Source organism: Cognatundibacterium rugosum (assembly GCF_014284365.1).
Taxonomy (GTDB): domain Bacteria; phylum Pseudomonadota; class Gammaproteobacteria; order Burkholderiales; family Burkholderiaceae_D; genus Undibacterium; species Undibacterium rugosum.
The window spans coordinates 121,946-143,850 of sequence record NZ_JACOGG010000004.1; the positions used below are offsets into that span (position 1 = coordinate 121,946).

Genomic DNA, 21,905 nt, shown 5'->3' on the forward strand with positions numbered 1-21,905 from the left:
TGACGTGAAGTCGCTCCGGTTTTGCTCCGTTTTATTCAGCTTTACTGCGTTTTGCTCAGGTTTTCCCGGATTTATTCAGAAGTTGCGCGACATCCCCGTGCTTACTCCTCGCCCAGACCATTACGCGACCTCGCCAGCGCAGAGCGCAATTGCTGTTTTTGCTTACGCCTGTCCTCGCGCAAAGGATGTGGCCCGCTATGCGCACCGGCATTGCGTAAGCGTGCCGCCAGCGCATGCGGATTGCGCGGTTTGGCTAAGGCCGGCTGTAATTTTTTACGTTTCATGCGGACAAATTCCCTCTTTCAATTTCTTCAGTTACGGCAGCGACAGGGATTTCTTTTGGCTGTTCCGAGATATTGAAGCATCAACAGATGATCAATATTTAATGTAATTAACATTCTCTTTCACGAAATTCAATTTTTCTCTTCTTGCATTGCTGAATTTCAATAAATTTCTCTGTAGAATCTTTCATTGACGCCATCATGGTGTCTCGCATCCAACCCCGTCTGCTGTTTTCAATTTGCTGCCGGGAAGCGTATGCAGCTAACCAATTTTTCCTCTGAATTGCTCCGATATGCTCAAGAAGTTTGCTTTAGGACTGGTCCTGGCTGCCGCAGCCAGTATGACCAGCATTGCCAATGCCACTACCCCGTTTTCAGATTGCCCTCAGTTTTTTGCCAAAGAAACCGCGCCAGTGATTCCGAATGAGCGTCAGCTCAATACCCGGCCTTTGTGCTTTTCCGCATTTGCCGTCATGCATTCCGGTAAAAGCCGTACCCCGCTGTATGTCGCAGAAAAGCTGAACCGGCGCAGTGTGCTGGATGCACAGGATAAAGAAAGAACCAATCGCTTCTTTGCCGATGCGCGTTTACCGCGCGCAGAACGGGCCGAGCTGGAGGATTACAAGGGTTCCGGTTATGACCGTGGCCACATGGCACCGGCGGGTGATATGGCGAGTGACGAAGGCATGGCACAGAGCTTTTCGCTGGCAAATATGGTGCCGCAAGCACCGGAAAATAATCGCAAGACCTGGGCCAATATCGAAAAAGCCGCACGCAAATATGCGATGCGCGCCACCGGCGATGTCTATATCGTGACTGGTCCGGTATTCGACACCCAGCCACCAACCATAGGCAGGAACCAGGTCTGGGTGCCTAAGTATCTGTTTAAACTGATGTACGACCCGGCTGAAAAACGGGCCTGGGCGTATTGGGTGGAAAACGCTGACGATGCCAAACCGGGCAAGCCTATCAGCTATGAAGAGCTGGTAAAACGCACCGGCATCCAGTTCCTGCCTGGCATACTGTAAATTGTATAGTCAGGTGCAGATATGCATCAGGCCAGCATGATGCGGGCCTGATGTATTGATTCACAGATGCTGCGACTGCAAGCCCGCGTTGCGGGCTGCTGGCAACTTAGTTGAACTGACTGAAATCCGGTTTGCGTTTTTGAAAGAATGCCATGAAGGCTTCACGCGCTTCCGGTGCTGCCAGCATCGCAGCAAAATGCTGGTTTTCTTCCACCATCTTGGCTTGAATCGCGGCTGGCTGATTCGCCTTCATCAGACGTTTAGTGACGCGGATGGAAGCAGCTGGCAGCGCGACCAGTTTCGCCGCGACCTGCTGCGCGTAAGGCAGTAATTCGGCCAAAGGCAATACCTTGTTCACGAAGCCCATCTCCATCGCTTCCTGCGCGCTGAAGGCCTCGCCCAGCATCAGTTTTTCTGCTGCACGCTGATAGCCGACAATTTGCTGGAACACCATGCTGGACGCGAATTCCGGGCACAGACCCAGTTGCGTGAAAGGCATGGACAGCTTCGCATTCTCAGCCAGATAAATCAGGTCGCAATGCATGAGTAAGGTGGTACCGATCCCCACTGCCGCACCGGACACGGCTGCGATCACTGGCTTGCTGGATTCATTCAGCGCCTGCATGAACTGATACACCGGCGGTACTGCAGTGCTGGTGGCAAAGCTGCTGGCGTTTTTCATGAAGTCTTCCAGATCATTCCCTGCCGTGAAAATCTCTGGCTGGCCGGTGATCAGGATGGCGCGCACTGCGCTATCGGTTTCCGCTGCACGCAAGGCATCGGCCATGGTCTGGTACATGCTTTGTGTGATCGCGTTCTTTTTTTCCGGACGATTGAACTGTATGGTCAATACGCCTTGTTCGGTCTGAGTCTGGATATCCATATTGTGTCCCGTTAGTTGTTGTGTATTCTGTCATGTAAGGTGTTGACATGCCTGGCATTGTAGCGTCAGCAGCCAGCGGCTGCCGGGCTTCCGGTTTGAAAAAAAACCGCACAAATCGCTCTGTGCGGTTTTTCTCAGAACCCAATGCGGACTATCAGCAACGTTCGAAAATACCTGCTGCACCCATACCGGTACCGACGCACATCGTGACCATGCCGTATTTGAGCTTGTTACGATGCAGCGCATGGATAGTGGTTGCGGAACGGATTGCACCGGTTGCGCCGAGTGGGTGACCCAGAGCGATCGCGCCACCCATAGGATTGACCTTGGCTGGATCCAGACCCAGATCCTGCACCACGGCCAGCGATTGTGCGGCAAACGCTTCATTCAGTTCAAACCAGTCGATCTGATCCTGCGTAATGCCAGCAGCACGGCAAGCAGCCGGGATCGCTTCTTTCGGACCGATACCCATAATTTCCGGTGGTACGCCACGTACTGCGAAAGACGCGAAACGTGCCAGCGGTGTCAGATTGAACTGCTTGAGGATTTTTTCGCTGACGATCAGCAAAGCACCTGCACCGTCGGAAGTCTGGGAGCTGTTACCGGCAGTGACAGAACCTTTAGCAGCGAAGACTGGCTTCAGACGTGCCAGACCTTCGATGGTGGTGTCAGGACGTGCGCCTTCATCACGGCTCACAGTGCGGGTTTTCAGTTCGATTTCGCCAGTCACCAGATTCGGTACGCGGTCGATGATGTCCACGGAAGTGGTTTCTGCATCGAAGTAACCCGCATTCTGTGCCGCGATGGCGCGCTGGTGCGATTGCAGCGCAAATGCATCCTGCGCTTCACGCGAGATTTTCCATTGCTGCGCTACTTTTTCAGCAGTCAGACCCATGCCGTAAGCCATGCCGACGTTTTCGTCGTTCAGGATCGCCATGTTCATGGATGGATTGCTACCCATCATAGGCACCATAGACATCGATTCCACGCCAGCTGCGATCATCACATCAGCCTGACCAACACGGATGCGGTCAGCTGCCATCGCCACGGCAGTGATACCGGATGCGCAGTAACGGTTGATAGTGACACCACCGATAGTGTTCGGCAAGCCAGCCAGCAATACGCCCATACGTGCCAGATTCAGACCCTGTGCGCCTTCCGGGAAGGAGCAGCCAACAATCGCGTCTTCAACCAGCTTAGGATCCAGATTCGGGACCTGTGCCATAGCCGATTGCAATACGCGCACCAGCAGGTCATCCGGACGGGTGTTACGGAACATACCGCGACCGGATTTACCGATAGGGGTACGGGTAGCAGAGACGATATACGCGTCTTGGAGTTGTTTAGTCATTTTTGATTACCTCAATTCGTTAAGGTCAGCTCAGGCTTAATCTTCAAAAACCCCTCACCACAGAGGCACAGAGACACAGAGGAAAAACAGAGCAAGTCAACAGGACAGGGTGCTCTCTGTGCCATCTCTGTGTCTCCTTGTCTCTGTGTCCAAGGGTTTTTGGTCTTTAAGCTTTTAATTAGTTACGTACTGGTTTGCCGGTTTGCATCATGCCCATGATGCGCTCTTGCGTTTTCGGATGATTCAGCAATTCCATAAACGCTTTACGCTCCATATCGAGCAACCATTGTTCGCTGACCAGACTGCCATTGTCGATATCGCCACCGCAAACTACTTCTGCAATCATCTTGCCGAGTTTGAAGTCATGCGCAGAGATGAAGCCACCGTCACGCATATTGATCAACTGTGCGCCTATGGTCGCGATGCCATGACGGCCAGTCACAGGCACCAGTTTTTTCATCGGTGCGCGGTAGCCCGCATCGAACATCGCACGTGCTTCTACTTTCGCTACATGCAGCAATTCATACGGGTTGAACACGATGACGTCGCTGTCGGACAGGTAACCCATTTTCTTCGCTTCCAGCGCAGATTTGGAGACCGCTGCAGTCGCTGCATTGGTGAAGTAGTTCTTCAGGAATTGCAGCAAGTCTGTGCCTTTGGCATCCGCTGCAGCACGTACTGCGGCTTCTTTCAGACCACCACCGCCTGGAACCAGACCAACGCCGACTTCGACCAGACCGATGTAGGATTCGATCGATGCCACACGCTTCGCAGCGTGCATCATCAATTCACAGCCGCCACCCAGTGCCAGACCGGACACAGCAGCCACGACCGGGATGTTCGCGTATTTCAGCGCCTGGTGGGCATTTTGCAGACGGGAGATCGCAGGCTCAATCGCCTTGATACCACCGGACATGAACAGCGGCAGCATCGCTTGCAGGTCGGCACCAGCAGAGAACGCGCCACCATCAGCTGCATCCGCACTCCAGATCACCAGGCCTTTGAAATTCTTCTCGGCTTCAGCGATCGCTTTTTCCATACCTTCGATCACGCCTGGGCCTATCACGTGCATCTTGGTTTTCATGGACAGAATCAGCACGTCATCGTTCTGATGCCAGATGCGGACCGATTCATCTTCGAAGAAAGTCGTGCCGGCATTGGCACCGCTTTCTGCGCCTGCACCCAGTACCGGTGCACGGAATACCTGACGGTCATACACTTTGAGTGCAGAGCGTGGTACGTAGCTGCTGCTGACTGGCGACCAGGAACCTTCGGCGCTGTGTACACCGGTGCGGCCATCAAATACCCAGGCTGGCAATGGTGTATTGCACAGAGCCTTACCTGCTTCGATATCTTCTTTGACCCAGCCTGCCACTTCCTGCCAGCCCGATGCCTGCCAGGTTTCAAACGGACCTACGTTCCAGCCAAAGCCCCAGCGCATTGCGAAGTCGATATCGCGTACATTGTCAGCGATCGTCGCGCCATGCACGGCGATATAGTGGAAAGCATCGCGGAAAATCGCCCACAGGAACTGTGCCTGTACATGGCTGGATTCACGCAAGGTTTTCATTTTCTTGACCGGATCTTTTTCCTTGAGCATACGCGCAACTACGTCGTCTGCCTTGGCGCCACCCACTACATATTCGCCGGATGCGAAATCCAGACGCAAGATGTCTTTACCGACTTTTTTGTAGAAACCGGCACCGGTCTTGGAACCCAACGCACCTGCCGCTACCAGCTTAGCCAATACGTCCGGTGTTTTGTAGACAGCGAAGAAAGGATCATCCGCCAGGTTGTCCTGCATGGTTTTGATTACATGACCCATGGTGTCCAGACCAACAACGTCCGCAGTACGGAAGGTACCGGAAGAAGCACGGCCCAGTTTTTTACCGGTCAGGTCATCCACCACGTCTACGGTCAGACCAAATTTTTCTGCTTCATAGATGGTGGCCAGCATACCGAAAATACCAACGCGGTTAGCGATGAAGTTCGGTGTATCTTTAGCGCGTACCACGCCTTTGCCCAGCGTGGTGGTCAGGAAGCCTTCGAGCTGGTCGATGATTTCAGCACGGGTAGAGACGGTAGGGATCAGTTCCACCAGGTGCATATAACGTGGTGGGTTGAAGAAGTGCACGCCGCAGAAGCGGGCTTTCAGTTCTGCTTCAAAGCCTTCAGACAAGGCGGTGATGGACAGACCGGAAGTATTCGAGGCGAAGATCGCATTTGGTGCAATATGTGGAGCAACCTTTTTGTACAGGTCATGTTTCCAGTCCATGCGCTCAGCAATGGCTTCGATGATCAGATCGCAGCCAGCCAGCACGTCGAGGTTATCTTCGTAATTGGCGACTTCGATCAGGGCTGCATCATCTTTGTTACCCAAAGGAGCAGGATTGAGTTTTTTCAGGTTTTCTATCGCGCGCAGAACGATGCCGTTTTTTGGACCTTCTTTAGCTGGCAGATCGAACAGGACTACAGGTACTTTTGCATTGACGCAGTGAGCGGCGATTTGCGCACCCATCACGCCAGCGCCCAGAACAGCGACTTTTTTAACGATGAAATTGGTCATTTTTAACCTCGGTTGAAATTCGTAAAACAACGAAAAGCAAATTATCTGCAAATGATCTTTACCCTCAACAGCGGGCTGAACCGACAGGCCGCGCATTGCGCAGCCTGCTTATTCCAAAGATCACGTGGTGTATCAATACACCCGACTACAAACACAGGGAGTACATCGCACTCCCCGTGAGTCATACCATCAGAACAAATCTGCTTCGAGCGACAACAGGTTCGCGGAACCGGAACGTGCCTGACGGATCAGCATCGCTGTTTCAGGATACAGGCGGGCGAAGTAGAAACGTACGGTAGCCAGTTTCGCTTTGTAGAATGTATCGCCGGAATCCTGTTTTTCCAGAGCGATTTTCGCCATTTGTGCAAAGAAATAGCTGTATACCAGGTGACCGACTACGCGCAGGTAAGGCACGGCAGCAGCACCGACTTCATCTGGATTCTGGAAGGCTTTCATGCCGATTTCCATGGTCAGCTTAGTGACTTTGTCACCCAGCTCAGCCAGCGGTGTCACGAATTCAGCCAGTGCTTCATTGGTACCGTTCGCTTCAACGAAAGCTTGTACTTTTGCGCCGAATTTACGCAGTTTTGCGCCGTTATCCATCAGAATTTTACGACCCAGCAAATCGAGCGACTGGACAGTATTGGTGCCTTCGTAAATCATGTTGATACGCGCGTCACGGACATACTGTTCCATGCCCCATTCTGCGATGAAGCCGTGACCACCGTACACTTGCAGACATTCAGAGGTCGACGTCCATGCATTGTCGGTGATGAAGGCTTTCACAACAGGTGTCAGCAACGCGACTTCATCAGCGCAATCTTTACGGACTGCTTCGTCTGGATGGTTCAGTTCTTTGTCGAGTTGCAGTGCGACGTAAGAGCAGAACGCGCGTGCGCCTTCTGCATAGGCTTTAGCGGTCAGCAGCATGCGGCGTACGTCTGCATGCACGATGATAGGATCGGCAGGCTTGTCCAGTGCTTTCGGGCCAGACAGGCTACGCATCTGGATACGGTCTTTTGCGTAGACCAATGCATTTTGATACGCGACTTCAGTCAGACCCAGACCTTGCATACCAACGCCAAGACGCGCTGCGTTCATGAACACGAACATCGCGTTCAGACCTTTGTGCGGGCCGCCGATCAGCCAGCCAGTTGCACCGTCCAGATTCATCTGGCAGGTAGAGTTACCGTGGATACCCATTTTTTCTTCGATCGCGCCGCAGAAAATCGGGTTACGTGCACCGTTAGAACCATCTGCATTCGGCAGGAACTTAGGCACGATGAACAGGGAAATACCTTTCGAACCTTCCGGTGCGCCTGGCAGACGTGCCAGCACCAGATGGACGATGTTGTGTGACATGTCGTGTTCACCAGCCGAGATAAAAATCTTAGCGCCGGTGATTTTGTAAGTGCCGTCTTCCTGTGGCTCTGCTTTAGAACGCAGCAGTCCCAGATCGGTACCGCAGTGTGGCTCGGTCAGACACATGGTGCCTGTCCATTCGCCAGAAATCAGTTTAGGCAGGTACAACGCTTTTTGCTCTTCTGTACCATGCTCATGAATGCACTCGTAAGCGCCGTGGGACAGGCCTGGATACATAGTCCATGCCTGGTTGGCCGAGTTCAGCATTTCATAGAATGAATTGTTGACCACCAGCGGCAAACCCTGACCACCAAATTCAGGATCGCAGGACAATGCAGGCCAGCCTGCAGCGATGTACTGTTCGTAAGCTTCTTTAAAGCCTTTTGGTGTCGTCACCGTTTTTGTTTCTTTATCGTGGTGGCAGCCTTCGCGATCACCGGAATGGTTCAGCGGGAACAACACTTCAGACGTGAATTTGCCGCCTTCTTCCAGAATCTGGTTGATGATATCGGCATCGACTTCCGCGTGCGCTGGCAATTGCTTGAGCTCGGATTCGACATTCAGTAATTCATGCAACACAAACTGCATATCACGCAATGGAGCGATATATTGACCCATGATTATCTCCTGACGGCAAAATTAAATAGTTGAGTTTAGAAACTGCAGAAACCAGTGACAGGCAGGTGTGACATACGGCTACCGTCTCTGTCTCTTCTGAAAAAAACCAGTACGCTTATCCGCTTAAGCAGCTTCAACGACTGGTGCATAGCATTCGATCATACGTTCAAAACCTGCCTGAGCCCGGTCGACACTGCCAGGTTTGCGCAAGAAGCGCGCATCATGGTGTAACGCCAGTATCAGGCCATACATTTCATACACGATCTGTTCCGGATCCACCCCGGCGCGTAAATGCCCAAGCTGAATCGCCTGGGTAGCTGCACGGTGTAAAGCACCTTGCCAGGCTCTGACCATGCCGACCAGTTCATCCCTGATCGGACCAGGCCGGTCATCGTATTCCGCCGCACCACTGATATAGATGCAACCGGAGGCGATTTCCACCGTCACGCGTTTAATCCACAATGCAAACATCGACTGCAGACGCGGTAAGCCGCGCTCTTCTTTCATACTCGGGTAGAACACTTCCTGCTCAAAGTGATGGTGATACAGCTTCAGCACTTCGATTTGTAAATCCTCGCGTGAGCCAAAATGCGCAAATACGCCAGACTTACTCATGTTCATTTTGTCAGCCAGCAAACCGATAGTCAGACCTTCTATACCGTCACGACTGGCTGCATCCAGGGCTACATCCAGGATAGCCGCGCGGGTCAGTTCCCCTTTGCGCATGAATTTCGATGTCATATTCATATTACATTGCTTATTTTGAAATGCTTTACGTTTAGCAAAAATATGCAAACGAGTGAATTAATCGAACGCTCGTACTATTAGTCAGAGCGCATGAAAAGTCAAACTGCTTTCCGCCTTTAGAGGAGAGTATCTATTTGTTTTGCGACAGCGGTATTTCATCTCGATGTCCTCAGACTGTTTTTATGAATTGGCCTGCTGTTACCTGCGACTCAACCGCCTAGTGACGATCGAAATCGAGCTGACGTCGATCCCGTTTGGTCGGTCTTCCCTGTATGGCAGCGGCCGGTTCGCGATAATACTTGCGGTTCTCAGCCTGCGTGAGGCGGCGTGCCTGGCTGTCCGGCGTTTCCTGATACATGGTTTGCGCCACCGCAGCAGAACCGCGCATTTCGAGGATGCGCACTACCTGGACTTCCCAGGTTTGTTCACCATGCGTGACCTGGATCAGATCACCGGGTTTTACGCTGTGCGCGGGTTTAACTCTCTGTTCATTCTGTAACACGCGGCCCAACTCGACGGCGTGAGTGGCCAGGCTGCGGGTTTTAAAAAAACGCGCAGCCCACAGCCATTTATCAATACGTGTAGTGTCTGTCATGGGATAGGTTAAGCGAAGGTGTTGCCGTCCGCGCTGACTGACAGCCAGACGCAAAATTTCGTACGTTCATTCTATTTTGAAGCAATGTATTGCAGCCTCAGTTGAATTACAAGCCATTTCTGTGCTGCAGCAGCACGACTCATTTGCAGTTCATGATCGCGTGACTCAGCGGCTGGCCAACTCGCAAGCGACGATCCAGCCTTCTAATGCATCAAAGGCGGGCAAGCCAAACTGCTGTTCGCGGCGCTGCCAGGCCCAGCCTGCCAGCAGCAGGCACAGCACCGCATCGAGCAAATCGGCACTGCTATCGGCCAGAATCGCATCGCGCCACGGCCCTAATTGCAACGGAGTTTGCCAGGGCGTTGCCCCGGCTTCGATGGCCGCGATAATACGGCCACGCTGCTCAGTACGGGATGCATCCTGCTTCGCTTTATCATCGCTTTTATACGACAATCGCGTCACACTGCGCGCAACCATGCCGGGATAAGCTTCCAGCGCAATTTTGCGCGGCTGCGCCAGATGCATGCCAGGTACAGAAAATCCGGCCTGTAGTATCAGCTGCATGCCGGCATGCAGCATGTAAGCGACCGGCGGATTCACCCATTTCATCGAAGGAGACGACCCAGCGGGCAGGTCGGTGGCGCGGTGGGCAAATTTATTACCGACCGGTCTGGCATCGCAAAAGGCTTTGCAGACTTCGCGCAAACCGGCACGGCTGAGTGTGCTCAGCTCAGCGATCAGCGCAGGCCAGTGCTGCGGCCAGCCCTGCTGCCCGATCAATTCACGTGGCAGTGAAAAAGGCAGGTCAAACGCAGCCACACAGTCTTCCTGTTGCTGTAACCACGCAGAGAATTCAGTCAGGCTATGCAGTGTCGTGAGCCCGCTCAATGTCAGCCCACCGTCTTGTGCGAGCGCAGTCGCAATCGTAATACCCTTACGACGACTGGGTGCGGAGGTGAAGTCGATGCCGTGTAACAGCGTCATCAGCCGTAATGCCCGGAGGTCATGATGCGCATCAGATTGCGGTACACCAGAAAAGCGAAGCCATTCCACAGTTTGCGCGTCCATGGCAGGCTGGAAAAATCCGCTTCCTGCACTACGCTACCGTCTTCTATTCCCTGACTGAGCTCGGCTTCTAATTCAGCGGTAAATTCAGCATCCTGAATCACGATATTGGCTTCATGATTCAGAAACAAACTGAGTGCATCGAAATTACTCGAACCCACTGTCGCCCAGTCATCATCGACAATCGCGACTTTCGCATGCAATTGGGTTTTGTGATATTCGACAATCCGCACGCCCTGCCGTAACAGGCGCGGGTAATACGACTGCGCGACCGCATCCTGCAAGGCAAATTGTCCAACCCCAACCAGCAGCGTTACCTGTACACCCCGGCTAGCTGCAGCAGTCAGTGCGCGCCGAAATTTGCGGCCCGGTGCGAAATACGGTGTGACCAGAATCGCACGCCGCTTTGCCTGACCCAGCGCCTGCAGATAGGCTTTCTGGATCGTACTGCGGTTGCGCAGATTATCCCGGACCAGCAAGGCGGCCAGACTCAAACGTGTGCGTGCGACTTTCGCTTCCTGATGCAAATCGCGCATCAATGCAAAGCGCGCACGTAAATTGAGCTTACCGGTTCGCCGCCATTGCGCATCCACTTCGTGAAACACATGATGCACCAAGGGTCCACGCAGGCTGACAGCAAAATCCCAGCGTGGAAAAGGGAGAGGCAAATCCCAGCCATCATCCGACACCAGATCATCGATAATATTGAGGCCGCCAAGCAGCGCGACGGCACGGTCGGCCACCAGAATTTTGCGGTGGGTACGCGCCAGGCCACGGCGGAACCAGGGATTGAAACAACGTGCAGCCACACCGGCCGCGCATAAGTCAGCCACCAGGGTTTCTGCTGCTGCCCTGCCACTGCCCAGCCAGTCAATCACGACCCGGACGGTGACGCCACGACAGGCTGCGGCCTTCAGCGCATCCCTGACCTGATTGGCGGTCGGATCGGCAGTGAAGATATAGGTTTCAAGATAAATTTCCTGCTGCGCGCTGTGTATCGCAGCCAGCAGTTCCGGAAAAAATTCCTTGCCCGAACGTAGCAGGCGCACATCGTTGCCATCGATGAACGTGAGCTTACTCATCGCTCAGACTGCCCTGGCTGCAGTAACTGCAATTCAGCGCTGATCGGTACATGATCCGATAAACTGGTCCAGGGCTTACCGCTGAGTACCTGCGCCTGACTGACCTCAAAGCCGCGCAGATACACACGGTCCAGGCAGAGCCAGGGTAAGCCAGCCGGAAAAGTTCTGGCATGACTGGGGCGCGATGGCTTCCACAAACGATGCAGACTGGCCGGCAAAAAAGCCGGATGCCGGTGCGTGGCATCCATATCAAAGGCTTCACGTACGCCCAGCGCATGATATAAATCCTGACTCAGACGCTGATTCCAGTCATTGAAATCGCCTGCAATGATCAGTGGTGCATCACTCGGCGTATCGCGTTCTATGGTTGCAATCAGCGCCGCAATCTGACGCTTTCTGCTGGCAGCAAACAAACCCAGATGAATTACAAAGCAATGGATGGGCGCAGCCGGATGATCGACCACAGCATGCAAAATGCCACGCTGTTCATACGCATGATCAGACACATCATGGTTAGCCTGAGAGTGAATCGGGAAGCGGCTCAGCAGCGCATTGCCATGATGCCCGTGATCATAAACGGCATTCATGCCATAAGCAGCGTGATGTGAGTCCCCGGCCAGGAATTCATGCTGGGCTTGCTGTGGCCAATGTGGGTGACGGCGTGCATGCAAATCATGCTGTCCCTGAACTTCCTGTAAAAACACCAGATCCGCATCCAGCGTAACAATCGCATCTTTTAAATGATGAATACGGGCCTGACGGCCAAATGCGCTGACGCCTTTATGAATATTGTAGCTGGCGATTTTCAGTGTCATACGCTGGCGACCTGCTCAACAGCACCAGGATGAAACTTCGCATGCAGGTGCGGCAGCTGCAAAATCGCTTCCGCGTTCGATGGCGAAAAACAGGCATCGGCGGCCGCATGCCAGGGCAGCCAGCGATACTGCAAGTGTTCTCGTGGCGCCAGCGTAACCGCCTGAATCGCATCCACACACAGTCCAAATACATGTTCGGTATTCTGTGTCACACCCGGCGCATAGCGGTGGCGCCAGACCGGGTAAATGTCGTAGATATTGCTTAGTTCCCAGTCATTCAGTTGGTGCAGCGTCGCGTCTATCCCGGTTTCTTCTGCCACTTCACGGACGGCGGTGTACGCCAGCGGCTCATCGGGCGTGTCTTTGGAGCCGGTCACCGATTGCCAGAAGCCTGGCTTGTCAGCGCGCTCCAGCAAGAGCACATCCAGTGCAGGGGTATAAATCACGACCAGTACAGACTCAGGAATCTTATAGGGCATAGCAACAAGTCAGAAGAAAAACCGTCATCAACACTGACCGGAAGTCAAAACCGACACAGCCTTCGTAACAAAGGCAGAGGCATCGTGGATCTTCGTTCCCTAGTCAGCAACAGCGCTATTCTAACTGGTTTCGCTCACAGTGCTGTGAGCGGTGCTGAGTAGCAACCTTACTATGATTGCTGCAGGTAGCTGAGCACAGCAAATCGACAAAAAAAGCATGGCGCTGATGAGACGCCATGCCAACTCTCATTTTGATTGCTATTGAGGAATTACGAAAAATTGTCCCGGCAAGGCTTGGCGACGCAGGCAGTACGCTAAGTACGACAAGGAGCCAAAACGCAGCTGGAGCAGATTTACGTCAGTCCTTTTATTTAGATGCGTAGACGCCCACGCATAGCATGCTGTCTCCTGCACCACGCTCACAATAGGATTTTTTCAGCTCATAAGACTGGGTGGCCGGGTTATTGAATTTATAGGGCCCATACCAGCCTTTACCCGAAGCTTTAACCATGTCTATCATGCCCTTGATGAAGGCATTGCCATCCACATCTCTCATGCCTAATAAATTCTTCCCGACCATCTTCGCATTCGCTCCCTGGGCCAGACAATTACCCTCAAAATCATAGGCAAACACATACAGGTCATGGTCTTTAAAAGCCCCGTCAGGATGTTCGGTAAAGGTTTTATAGGCTTTGTCAGCACCGGCAGATTTCACCAGTGCGACGCCGTCTTTGACCATTTTCTGCGCGTCGGCTTCACTGCCATGTTCGGCTGCGCAGGCCAATCCGGAAAAGAAAACAGCGATAAAAGTACTGGCGACGAGAGAGGCGGAACGTAATTTCATAGGGGCTCCTAACAGTGCGAAACAATCAATTGGCTTGATGTGTGTGTTATAGCACTTTCCATCAGGAAAATAAGGGGAGTATGGAGAATTGACAATACTTAACTTAATGCAGCGCAATATTTTTTTAAAAAATGATCACCTCATTTTTTCGCACAAATTCAACAGCCAGCAGATTTCAGTCCATCGCCTGCACTACTGTGCAATGCAAAAATATTCTCCCCTTATTACAGACTGGAACTGACTCAAGTACAACATAACTAAAAGGCTGACCGCACAAACTGTCAGCCTTTTAGTGGCTATATGTTTCGCTTATTTTTTCGGTACTGCAGGCGGTAATTCCTTGCTCTGTAAATGCTGCACCTGGCTCACCAGCTTATTGTGCGCATCCAGAAAAGCGGCCACGATGACTTTGGCTTCGTTGGTATTACTCCAGCCTGCGCCCAGACCGCCACCGCCCGCACCGAAGCTCAGGCCACCCATGCCGAGATCGGTGGATTTGGCGGCCCCGGTCGCCGCTGCAATTTGCTCTGTGGTTTCGTTATCAGTTAGCAGCAAGGCAACTTGCGCCTCTTTGAAAGTGACTTTTTCGGCATAACCTGTGAAATTTTTAAGGAAAGGGATCATGCCCATAATGGCACCGATACCACCACCGGCGCGGCTTTCGGAAAACGTCAGGCTAGGGATCATGGTGTATTGCGCTTCATAGCCTTTGCCCTTATGCACCGTGGTGTTCTTGCGTATGATGCCTTGCGCCTGCAAATCCTGTTCCTGTATTACAGACTTTAAACCGGAAGCGCGGTCCACTACCCTGAAGCAGCCGCTTTGCTGTGCCAGCAAACGGATCAGCGGCACCGGCGAAGTTGGCAGGTTATAGGAGCTCTGTAAGGTGTAACCATTGGGATTTTCGACCAGTGCCAGCGTAGCGACTGGCGCTGTACATTGTGTCAGGGATTTGCTGGCTCCCTTGGCTCCCGCCGGACCGGCTGAGCCTGTGACCTCAGACGAGCCTTGTCCTAGCTCGGTTTTTTTCTCACCGCAGGCACTCAATGCGAGCACGGCAGTCAGGCATAAGCCAATATGATACGGGGTAGTGGTGCGCAGCGTCATGTATCCGATCCTGAGTAGCATTAGAAAACGGGAAATTTACACTAAGCAAAGCAAAAAGTGATCTTTTCTATATGTAAAAATTGTAACTTTCATCTTACATCCGATTTCATCCCCTGCGCCGTTTGCTATTGCCCCATCAGGTAATTCAGATAACGCCCCTCGCCAAGCTCAAAATACCAGTCACCTAAGCGCTGATAAGCATGTTGTTCATAAAAACGGATCGCCCGGTCATTCTGCGCGTTGACCTTGAGCCATAGCCGCGCTTGTTGGCTCGCTGCCAACTGCTCTGCATGATGTAACAAGGTGCTGCCTATGCCCTGCCCGGCCGCATGTGCCTGCACATACAGGGTTGCCAATTCCACGCCATAAGTAGGCTGCGCACGCTCAGCATCGCTGAGACTGGCACAACTCTCGGTATCAATCAAAGCATAAGCCAGCAAAAATCCATCCTGCTCCGCCACAGTCAGGCGCAGTTGCGGTTGCTGCAGCATCACCAGAAAAGCAGCAGGCGTCAGGCTGTTCAACACATATGCAGCGATGTCCTGATTAATGCCCTGCTTGCAGTAAGTATGCGTCCAGACCTGCGCTGCGAGCACGGCCAGCCGGTTTGCATCACCAGGGACTGCGCTGCGTAATGTCCATGTGGTCGCCATTCTGATTTCCTTGTTCTTTACATGTGAATCACTCTCTCAGCCTGAAAAAAAAGCGCGGACATCATCCGCGCTTTTTTATTGGAGCTATCCTGCTTCAGATCAGCAGGAGAAGCTGCATCAGGCCTTGATGGCTGGTTCAGCAGCGCGCAAACGGATGTGCAGTTCACGCAGTTGTTTTTCATCGACCGGAGACGGTGCATGGGTCAGCAAGTCTTGTGCACGTTGTGTTTTCGGGAAAGCGATCACGTCACGGATAGACTCAGCACCTGCCATCATGGTCACGATACGGTCCAGACCGAAAGCCAGACCACCGTGTGGAGGCGCGCCGTATTGCAGAGCGTCCAGCAGGAAGCCGAATTTCAGTTTTGCATCGTCATCGCTGATCTTCAGAGCGCGGAATACCTTGCTTTGTACGTCAGCACGGTGAATACGCACAGAACCGCCACCCAGTTCCCAACCGTTCAGAACCATGTCATAGGCTTTAGCGATACATTTGCCCGGATCAGTTTCCATCAAATCTTCGTGACCATCTTTCGGTGCAGTGAAAGGATGATGCACAGCGGCCCAGCGGTCGTTTTCTTCATCATGTTCAAACATAGGGAAGTCGATCACCCACAGTGGCTTCCAGACGTCGTCGAACAAGCCATTGGATTTACCGAATTCACTGTGACCGATTTTCACGCGCAGTGCGCCGATCGCATCGTTGACGACCTTGGCTTTGTCGGCACCGAAGAAAATCAGATCGCCATCTTTCGCGCCGGTGCGTTCCAGAATCTGGGTCAGCGCAGCGTCGTGGATGTTTTTAACGATAGGCGATTGCAGACCATCACGGCCTTTTGCCAGTTCATTGACCTTGATGTAGGCCAGACCTTTAGCGCCGTAAATCGCGACAAACTGGGTGTAAGCGTCGATCTCGGAACGTGGCATGTTAGCGCCGCCCGGTACCAGCATACCAACCACGCGGCCATTGTGCATATTGGCTGCACCGGAGAAGACTTTGAAGTCGACATCTTTCATCACGTCGGTCAGTTCTGTGAACTTCAGTTTGACGCGCATATCCGGTTTATCGGAACCATACAGGCCCATGGCTTCTGCATATTCCATGACCGGGAATGGGTCAGGCAGATCGATGTTCAGCGTGTTTTTGAACACCAGACGGATCATGCCTTCGAACATGTCACGGATTTCCTGCTCAGACATGAAGGATGTTTCGCAGTCGATCTGGGTGAATTCAGGCTGACGGTCTGCACGCAGATCTTCGTCACGGAAGCACTTGGTGATCTGATAGTAGCGGTCAAAGTTAGCGACCATCAGCAATTGCTTAAACAATTGCGGGGATTGTGGCAAAGCGAAGAATTCACCGGCGTTCACACGCGATGGCACCAGGTAATCACGGGCGCCTTCCGGTGTCGATTTGGTCAGCATCGGTGTTTCAATGTCGATGAAGCCGTTCGCATCCAGGAACTTACGTACTTCCATCGCCACTTTGTAGCGCAGACGCAGATTGTTTTGCATCTGTGGACGACGCAAATCCAGTACGCGGTGGGTCAGACGGGTGGTTTCAGACAGGTTGTCATCATCCAGCTGGAATGGTGGCGTAACGGACGCATTCAGGATTTCAACCTGATGCGCCAGCACTTCGATCTTGCCGGATTTCAGATTTGCATTGCCAGTGCCTTCAGGGCGTGCACGCACCAGACCGGTGATGCGCAGGCAGTATTCATTACGTACAGTTTCAGCAGCGGCAAACACATCCGCGCGATCCGGATCGCAAACCACCTGCACCAGACCTTCACGGTCGCGCAGATCGATGAAAATCACACCGCCGTGATCACGACGACGATGCACCCAGCCGCACAGGCTGACGGTTTGGCCGAGTAATTCCTCAGTAGTGAGGCCACAGTAATGGGTACGCATGGACATATTTCTTACCTGTCTGTTTTCAAAATTAATAATGTGTAGGAAGCGCGAAATTCCGCGCTATCTTATTTTGGTGGTTGATGCTCGGGAGCCACCACGCCCATGGAAACGATGTATTTGAGTGCTTCATCCACACTCATATTGAGTTCTATAGCATCTGCCTTAGGCACCATCAGGAAAAAGCCCGAAGTCGGATTCGGTGTAGTTGGTACATACACGCTGACATAATCGCCTTTGAGATGATTGACCACATCGCCACCTGGTACACCGGTCAGAAAACCGATGCTCCAGGAACCCTGACGCGGATACTCAATCAGCACAGCTTTGCGAAAGGCATTGCCGGACGAAGAAAACAGCGTGTCTGATACCTGTTTCACGCTGGAGTAAATCGAATTCACGATAGGGATGCGGTTGAGCAAGCCTTCCCAAACCCGCACGACGTAATTACCGATGAAGTTCTGCGCCAGCAAACCGGTCAGGAAAATGATCAGCACCGTCAGTACCGCACCGAAGCCCAATACCTGAAAACCGAATAACTCTTGCGGACGCCATTGTGGTGGCAATAACAACAACGACTGATCCATGGTGCTGATAATGGCATGCAGCACCCACAGCGTTATCGCCAGTGGAACCAAAATCAGTAAGCCCGTCAGGAAATATTTACGCATGGTGAACATTCTATGTTGATCAAAAAATTCAGTCGCTGCAGCCTGTGCTTAAGCAGTTTCGGCAGAGCCGGAGCTGGTGCTGGCCGCGGCTGTTGTCGCTGAGGTCGCGGTTGCAGCAGGCGCTGTGGTAGACGCGGCAGCCGGTGCCGCAGTTTTCACTTCACCGGAAACGGCAGGTGCAGACGTACCAGGCACACTGGCAGACTCACCTGATGTGCCTGAAGCACCCGATCCACCCGAGCCACCCCGGAAATCGGTCACATACCAGCCATTACCTTTGAGCTGAAAACCAGCCGCAGTCACCTGCTTCTTAAATGCAGACTTGCCACACTCAGGACAGTCAGTCAGCGGCGCATCAGAAATCTTTTGCAATACATCTTTGGCAAAACCACACTGTTCGCAACGATAAGCGTAAATCGGCATACTCTCGCCCTAAAAAACTGATAAAACCCTGAATTATAAAGGTTTTACCGGAAAATTTGCGCATTGCATCAAGCCTGGCTCAGACTTCCGCCGCTTGCCGTGTATATTGTGGCAAGATCGAACCCAGTAGCATACCCGCCATACTCATCACTACCCCCACCAGCTGTGGCGGCCAAAAGCCTTCCGGCGCAGTAATTTCAAGCACAATCCAGCTGCTCAGACCAAGCAGGATAGAAACCAGGCCGCCCTGCGCGGTAGCGCGTTTCCAGTACAAGCCAAAAGCCAGCGGTACGAAGGCCGCCACCAGCGTGACTTTATACGCGTTCTCCACCATCTTATAAATACTGGATTCCGTATTCATCGCAAACAAGGTCACCACCGCCGTGAACAGCAAGACCACAATACGCATCATGCGCAGAAATTGCTTATCACTTTGCTGCGGAAAAAACGGCTTCAGGATATTTTCTGAAAACGTAACCGATGGTGCGAGTAAGGTCGCACTGGCACAGCTTTTAATCGCGGACAACAACGCACCGAAGAACATCACCTGCGCCAGCATAGGCACCTTGGTCATGATCAGGGTAGGTAAAATCAGCTGGGAATCCTTGTCGATCAGGCTGGCCACCATGGAGGGATCGATCAGCGTGGCCGAGTAGGCCAGGAACATAGGGATAAACGCAAAACCGAAATACAATAAGCCGCCCAGTACCGAAGCACGTCCGGCGATAGTTTCATTTTTTGATGAGGCCACACGCTGGAATACGTCCTGCTGCGGTACAGAGCCCAGCATCATCGTTATCCAGGCGGCGAAGAACCACAGCATTTCGCGCGCGCCCGGGGCGGGCCAGAACTCAAATTTACCGGCATTCGCCGCATGTTCTATCACAACACCGGCACCACCGACCATGCCCGATACCTCCCAGCCTATATAGACCATGCCGACCACGATGATAATCATTTGCAAAAAATCGGTGATCGCGACCGACCACATCCCGCCCATCAGGGTATAGATCAACACACTGGCAGCGCCGATGATCATGCCCACATCCATAGGAATGTAGCCGCCGGACACCACGTTGAACACCAGCCCCAGCGCCTTGATCTGTGCGGCGACCCAGCCCAGGTAAGATACCACGATACACAGGGTGACCAATATTTCAACCGCGCGTCCGAACTTATTGCGGTAATAATCACCGATGGTCAGCAAGTTCATGCGATACAGTGGTTTGGCAAAGAATAAACCAACCAGTATCAGACACATGGATGAGCCAAACGGATCTGCCACCACGCCCTTAAGCCCTTCTTTGACGAAGGTAGACGAAATCCCCAGTACCGCCTCGGAGCCGAACCAGGTCGCAAACACGGTGGCAGTCACCACATACATAGGCAGCGAGCGGCCAGCGACAGCGAAGTCTTTGGAGTTATTGACATAGCGCGCAGCATATAAGCCGATACCGACCGAAATCACCCAATATAGGATGACAAACCAGATAAGTGTGTTCATGTAGGCGTGAGTACCAATAGTTCAATAAAAAAACCCGCTTTTTTTTGCAGCGCGCATTATAGACCTAAGTAAGCGGGGCTTTAGAAAGCAGTTAAAGGATTTTGTCGCTAAAACCACGAATTAGTTTTCTAAATACCCAGATACCACCAATCCGGCCTCAGCCGGGTGTGCCCTTCACTTCAAGTGATGCGGCATCCTTTTTCTGAACCTGTCAACGACCTTGCAACCCACCGTGTAATATCCGCTGATCCGCCGCCCTGAGCGCCTGGGCGATCAGATTGACCGCAGCCTGATAAAAGGCGGGCTGGATTTTGTCCGGCGTATCACCCGGCTGGTGGTAATCCGCATGGTCTTCAACGCCAAAGTACAAAAACGGTATCCCGGCCCGGAATAAGGGATAGTGGTCGGACTGCGTGGTCCAGTCATCCTGGCCCTGCTCAGGCCTGTCGTGCCCCAGCTTCAGGCGCAAATCCGGCGAGGCGGGCAAAGACAGCATCAATTCACGCAGGGCTGGCGTGTGGTAACTGCCACTCGCATACAATTCCCCACGATCGCCGCGCCCGACCATGTCCAGATTGATATTCAGCGCCACCCGCTGCAAATCCAGCACGGGCCGGGCGACCAGCGCCTTTGCGCCCTGCAGCCCCAGCTCTTCTGCATCGAAGAATGCCAACACAACGTCATGCTGTAAGGGCTGAGTCTGTAATCCGGCTGCAATCGCGAGTAAGGCTGCCACACCGGAAGCATTGTCATCTGCGCCAGGATGGACTTTCCCATTGTGTACGCCCAGATGATCATAATGAGCAGACAATAACAGCATCGGCCGGCTGGCATGATCCGGCGCACTGCCTGCATGACAAGCCAGAATGTTTCTGCCCTGCTTATCCTGCCCACGCAAAGTGAAACGGAAATCCTGAATAAAATCCGCGCCACAAGGACGCAGCCTCAGTTGCTCCAGCCGCCGAATAATCCAGGCCGCTGCCTGCCGGCTGCCTGCCGTGTCGGTCGCACGCCCTGCCATCTCCGGCGCGGCCAGTGTGTACAGATCCTGCATTAATTGCGTCTGCACGGATGGCGTGTTGTCTGGCACCTCAGCCTGCTGCGCCTGTACCTGCCCGGCCAAACCTGCCAGCCCCAAGCAGATCAGCGCTGCACAATGACGCCCTATGCTGCGCAAGCCATGCTCTACAAAATGATAGGAACACATCTTAGCTATCCTGATTATCGTAAGAAAAAATTAGTGCGTCGTACCGGCACTCATGCGCACATCCTGCCTGACCGCGACCGCTGTTTCAGCGATCAGGCGCAGTCCCAGCATGACCTGCGACAAACTCATACTGGGCTGCCCGGGATGACGCACGGCCTGCTCAGGCATAAACGGGATATGCACAAAGCCCGCGCTACGCAACGCCGGATGCTGACTCGCGAAATGCATCAGCGCGTAAAACACATGGTTACACACGTAGGTACCCGCCGTATTCGACACCGAAGCGGGCAAGCCCTGCAACTGCAGCGCCTGCACAATGGCTTTGAGCGGCAGGCTGGAAAAATAAGCGGCGGGTCCACCCGGCACCACCGGAATATCAATCGGCTGTGCACCCGCATTGTCTGCAATTCTGGCATCGATCAGATTAATAGCCACCCGCTCCACACTCAGATCACAGCGTCCACCCGCCTGTCCGACGGCGATTACGATCTCAGGCTGCAGCGCATGCAGTGCTGCATTGAGTACGCTGAGCGAAGCCTCAAATTCACACGGCAATTGCAACCCTACGATGCAATGGCTGCCCGCAATCAGGCTTTGGTCCAGTTGCGAGACGGCTTCCCACGAAGGATTGCTGGTCTCCCCCCCGAAGGGATCAAAGCCTGTCATCAGTATTTTTTTCATCCTGGACTATCCTGTCAATTGTTAAC

At 53.0% G+C, this 21,905-nt stretch carries 21 protein-coding genes; 1 reads left to right on the plus strand and 20 read right to left on the minus strand.

From position 1 onward, the window contains the following. Positions 1 to 101: 101 nt before the first annotated feature. Complete coding sequence (locus H8K47_RS05225; protein WP_186880370.1) at positions 102 to 284, minus strand: hypothetical protein; 183 nt, start codon at positions 282 to 284, stop codon at positions 102 to 104. A 290-nt stretch (positions 285 to 574) separates the two neighbouring features. Here H8K47_RS05225 and H8K47_RS05230 point away from each other — a divergent pair, with 290 nt between their 5' ends. Further along, positions 575 to 1,309 carry a DNA/RNA non-specific endonuclease gene (locus H8K47_RS05230; RefSeq protein WP_186880371.1) on the plus strand — a complete coding sequence of 245 codons (735 nt, stop codon included), beginning with the start codon at positions 575 to 577 and terminating at the stop codon, positions 1,307 to 1,309. A 106-nt stretch (positions 1,310 to 1,415) separates the two neighbouring features. On the opposite strand, the gene H8K47_RS05235 is transcribed toward H8K47_RS05230, so the two are convergent. The 19 genes from H8K47_RS05235 to pcp form a co-directional block, all read right to left on the minus strand. Further along, the gene (locus tag H8K47_RS05235; RefSeq protein ID WP_186880372.1) at positions 1,416 to 2,192 is read right to left on the minus strand and encodes an enoyl-CoA hydratase; all 777 of its coding nucleotides are present in this window, start codon (positions 2,190 to 2,192) and stop codon (positions 1,416 to 1,418) included. A gap of 154 nt (positions 2,193 to 2,346) precedes the next feature. Then, on the minus strand, positions 2,347 to 3,543 hold the full coding sequence (locus H8K47_RS05240) for an acetyl-CoA C-acyltransferase (protein ID WP_186880373.1): 1,197 nt from the start codon (positions 3,541 to 3,543) through the stop codon (positions 2,347 to 2,349). Positions 3,544 to 3,721: 178 nt separating this feature from the next. Continuing rightward, entirely contained in the window at positions 3,722 to 6,109 is a 2,388-nt protein-coding gene (locus tag H8K47_RS05245) for a 3-hydroxyacyl-CoA dehydrogenase/enoyl-CoA hydratase family protein (RefSeq protein WP_186880374.1), read from the minus strand. A gap of 189 nt (positions 6,110 to 6,298) precedes the next feature. Further along, positions 6,299 to 8,089, minus strand: coding sequence for an acyl-CoA dehydrogenase C-terminal domain-containing protein (locus tag H8K47_RS05250; protein ID WP_186880375.1), 1,791 nt, complete (start codon positions 8,087 to 8,089; stop codon positions 6,299 to 6,301). A gap of 123 nt (positions 8,090 to 8,212) precedes the next feature. Further along, positions 8,213 to 8,815 (minus strand): TetR/AcrR family transcriptional regulator, encoded by a 603-nt coding sequence (locus tag H8K47_RS05255; protein ID WP_186880469.1) that lies wholly within the window; start codon positions 8,813 to 8,815, stop codon positions 8,213 to 8,215. Between the two features lie 238 nt (positions 8,816 to 9,053). Further along, positions 9,054 to 9,431, minus strand: coding sequence for an RNA-binding S4 domain-containing protein (locus H8K47_RS05260; protein ID WP_186880376.1), 378 nt, complete (start codon positions 9,429 to 9,431; stop codon positions 9,054 to 9,056). Positions 9,432 to 9,596: 165 nt separating this feature from the next. Then, positions 9,597 to 10,415: a DUF429 domain-containing protein gene (locus tag H8K47_RS05265; RefSeq protein ID WP_186880377.1), complete on the minus strand. Its 819-nt coding sequence runs from the start codon at positions 10,413 to 10,415 to the stop codon at positions 9,597 to 9,599. Then, positions 10,415 to 11,578, minus strand: a complete 1,164-nt coding sequence (locus tag H8K47_RS05270; protein WP_186880378.1) for a phospholipase D-like domain-containing protein — start codon at positions 11,576 to 11,578, stop codon at positions 10,415 to 10,417. The genes H8K47_RS05265 and H8K47_RS05270 overlap by 1 nt, the downstream gene beginning before the upstream one ends. Beyond that, positions 11,575 to 12,393: an endonuclease/exonuclease/phosphatase family protein gene (locus H8K47_RS05275; protein WP_186880379.1), complete on the minus strand. Its 819-nt coding sequence runs from the start codon at positions 12,391 to 12,393 to the stop codon at positions 11,575 to 11,577. Before H8K47_RS05275 ends, H8K47_RS05270 begins: the two co-directional genes overlap by 4 nt. Beyond that, positions 12,390 to 12,872: a dihydroneopterin triphosphate diphosphatase gene (gene nudB, locus H8K47_RS05280; protein ID WP_186880380.1), complete on the minus strand. Its 483-nt coding sequence runs from the start codon at positions 12,870 to 12,872 to the stop codon at positions 12,390 to 12,392. The genes H8K47_RS05275 and nudB overlap by 4 nt, the downstream gene beginning before the upstream one ends. A gap of 367 nt (positions 12,873 to 13,239) precedes the next feature. Continuing rightward, the gene (locus H8K47_RS05285; protein WP_186880381.1) at positions 13,240 to 13,716 is read right to left on the minus strand and encodes a cache domain-containing protein; all 477 of its coding nucleotides are present in this window, start codon (positions 13,714 to 13,716) and stop codon (positions 13,240 to 13,242) included. 309 nt (positions 13,717 to 14,025) lie between these two features. Then, positions 14,026 to 14,823 (minus strand): CsgG/HfaB family protein, encoded by a 798-nt coding sequence (locus H8K47_RS05290; RefSeq protein WP_186880382.1) that lies wholly within the window; start codon positions 14,821 to 14,823, stop codon positions 14,026 to 14,028. A gap of 125 nt (positions 14,824 to 14,948) precedes the next feature. Continuing rightward, the gene (locus H8K47_RS05295) at positions 14,949 to 15,476 is read right to left on the minus strand and encodes a GNAT family N-acetyltransferase (protein ID WP_186880383.1); all 528 of its coding nucleotides are present in this window, start codon (positions 15,474 to 15,476) and stop codon (positions 14,949 to 14,951) included. 117 nt (positions 15,477 to 15,593) lie between these two features. Next, on the minus strand, positions 15,594 to 17,399 hold the full coding sequence (aspS, locus tag H8K47_RS05300; RefSeq protein WP_186880384.1) for an aspartate--tRNA ligase: 1,806 nt from the start codon (positions 17,397 to 17,399) through the stop codon (positions 15,594 to 15,596). A gap of 62 nt (positions 17,400 to 17,461) precedes the next feature. Beyond that, on the minus strand, positions 17,462 to 18,064 hold the full coding sequence (locus tag H8K47_RS05305) for a DUF502 domain-containing protein (protein WP_186880385.1): 603 nt from the start codon (positions 18,062 to 18,064) through the stop codon (positions 17,462 to 17,464). A 48-nt stretch (positions 18,065 to 18,112) separates the two neighbouring features. Then, complete coding sequence (locus tag H8K47_RS05310; protein ID WP_186880386.1) at positions 18,113 to 18,487, minus strand: FmdB family zinc ribbon protein; 375 nt, start codon at positions 18,485 to 18,487, stop codon at positions 18,113 to 18,115. Positions 18,488 to 18,566: 79 nt separating this feature from the next. Next, the gene (locus tag H8K47_RS05315; protein ID WP_186880387.1) at positions 18,567 to 19,991 is read right to left on the minus strand and encodes a high affinity choline transporter 1; all 1,425 of its coding nucleotides are present in this window, start codon (positions 19,989 to 19,991) and stop codon (positions 18,567 to 18,569) included. Between the two features lie 211 nt (positions 19,992 to 20,202). Further along, on the minus strand, positions 20,203 to 21,198 hold the full coding sequence (locus H8K47_RS05320; protein ID WP_186880388.1) for a M20/M25/M40 family metallo-hydrolase: 996 nt from the start codon (positions 21,196 to 21,198) through the stop codon (positions 20,203 to 20,205). Positions 21,199 to 21,228: 30 nt separating this feature from the next. Next, the gene (pcp, locus tag H8K47_RS05325; protein WP_186880389.1) at positions 21,229 to 21,879 is read right to left on the minus strand and encodes a pyroglutamyl-peptidase I; all 651 of its coding nucleotides are present in this window, start codon (positions 21,877 to 21,879) and stop codon (positions 21,229 to 21,231) included. Positions 21,880 to 21,905: the final 26 nt, after the last annotated feature.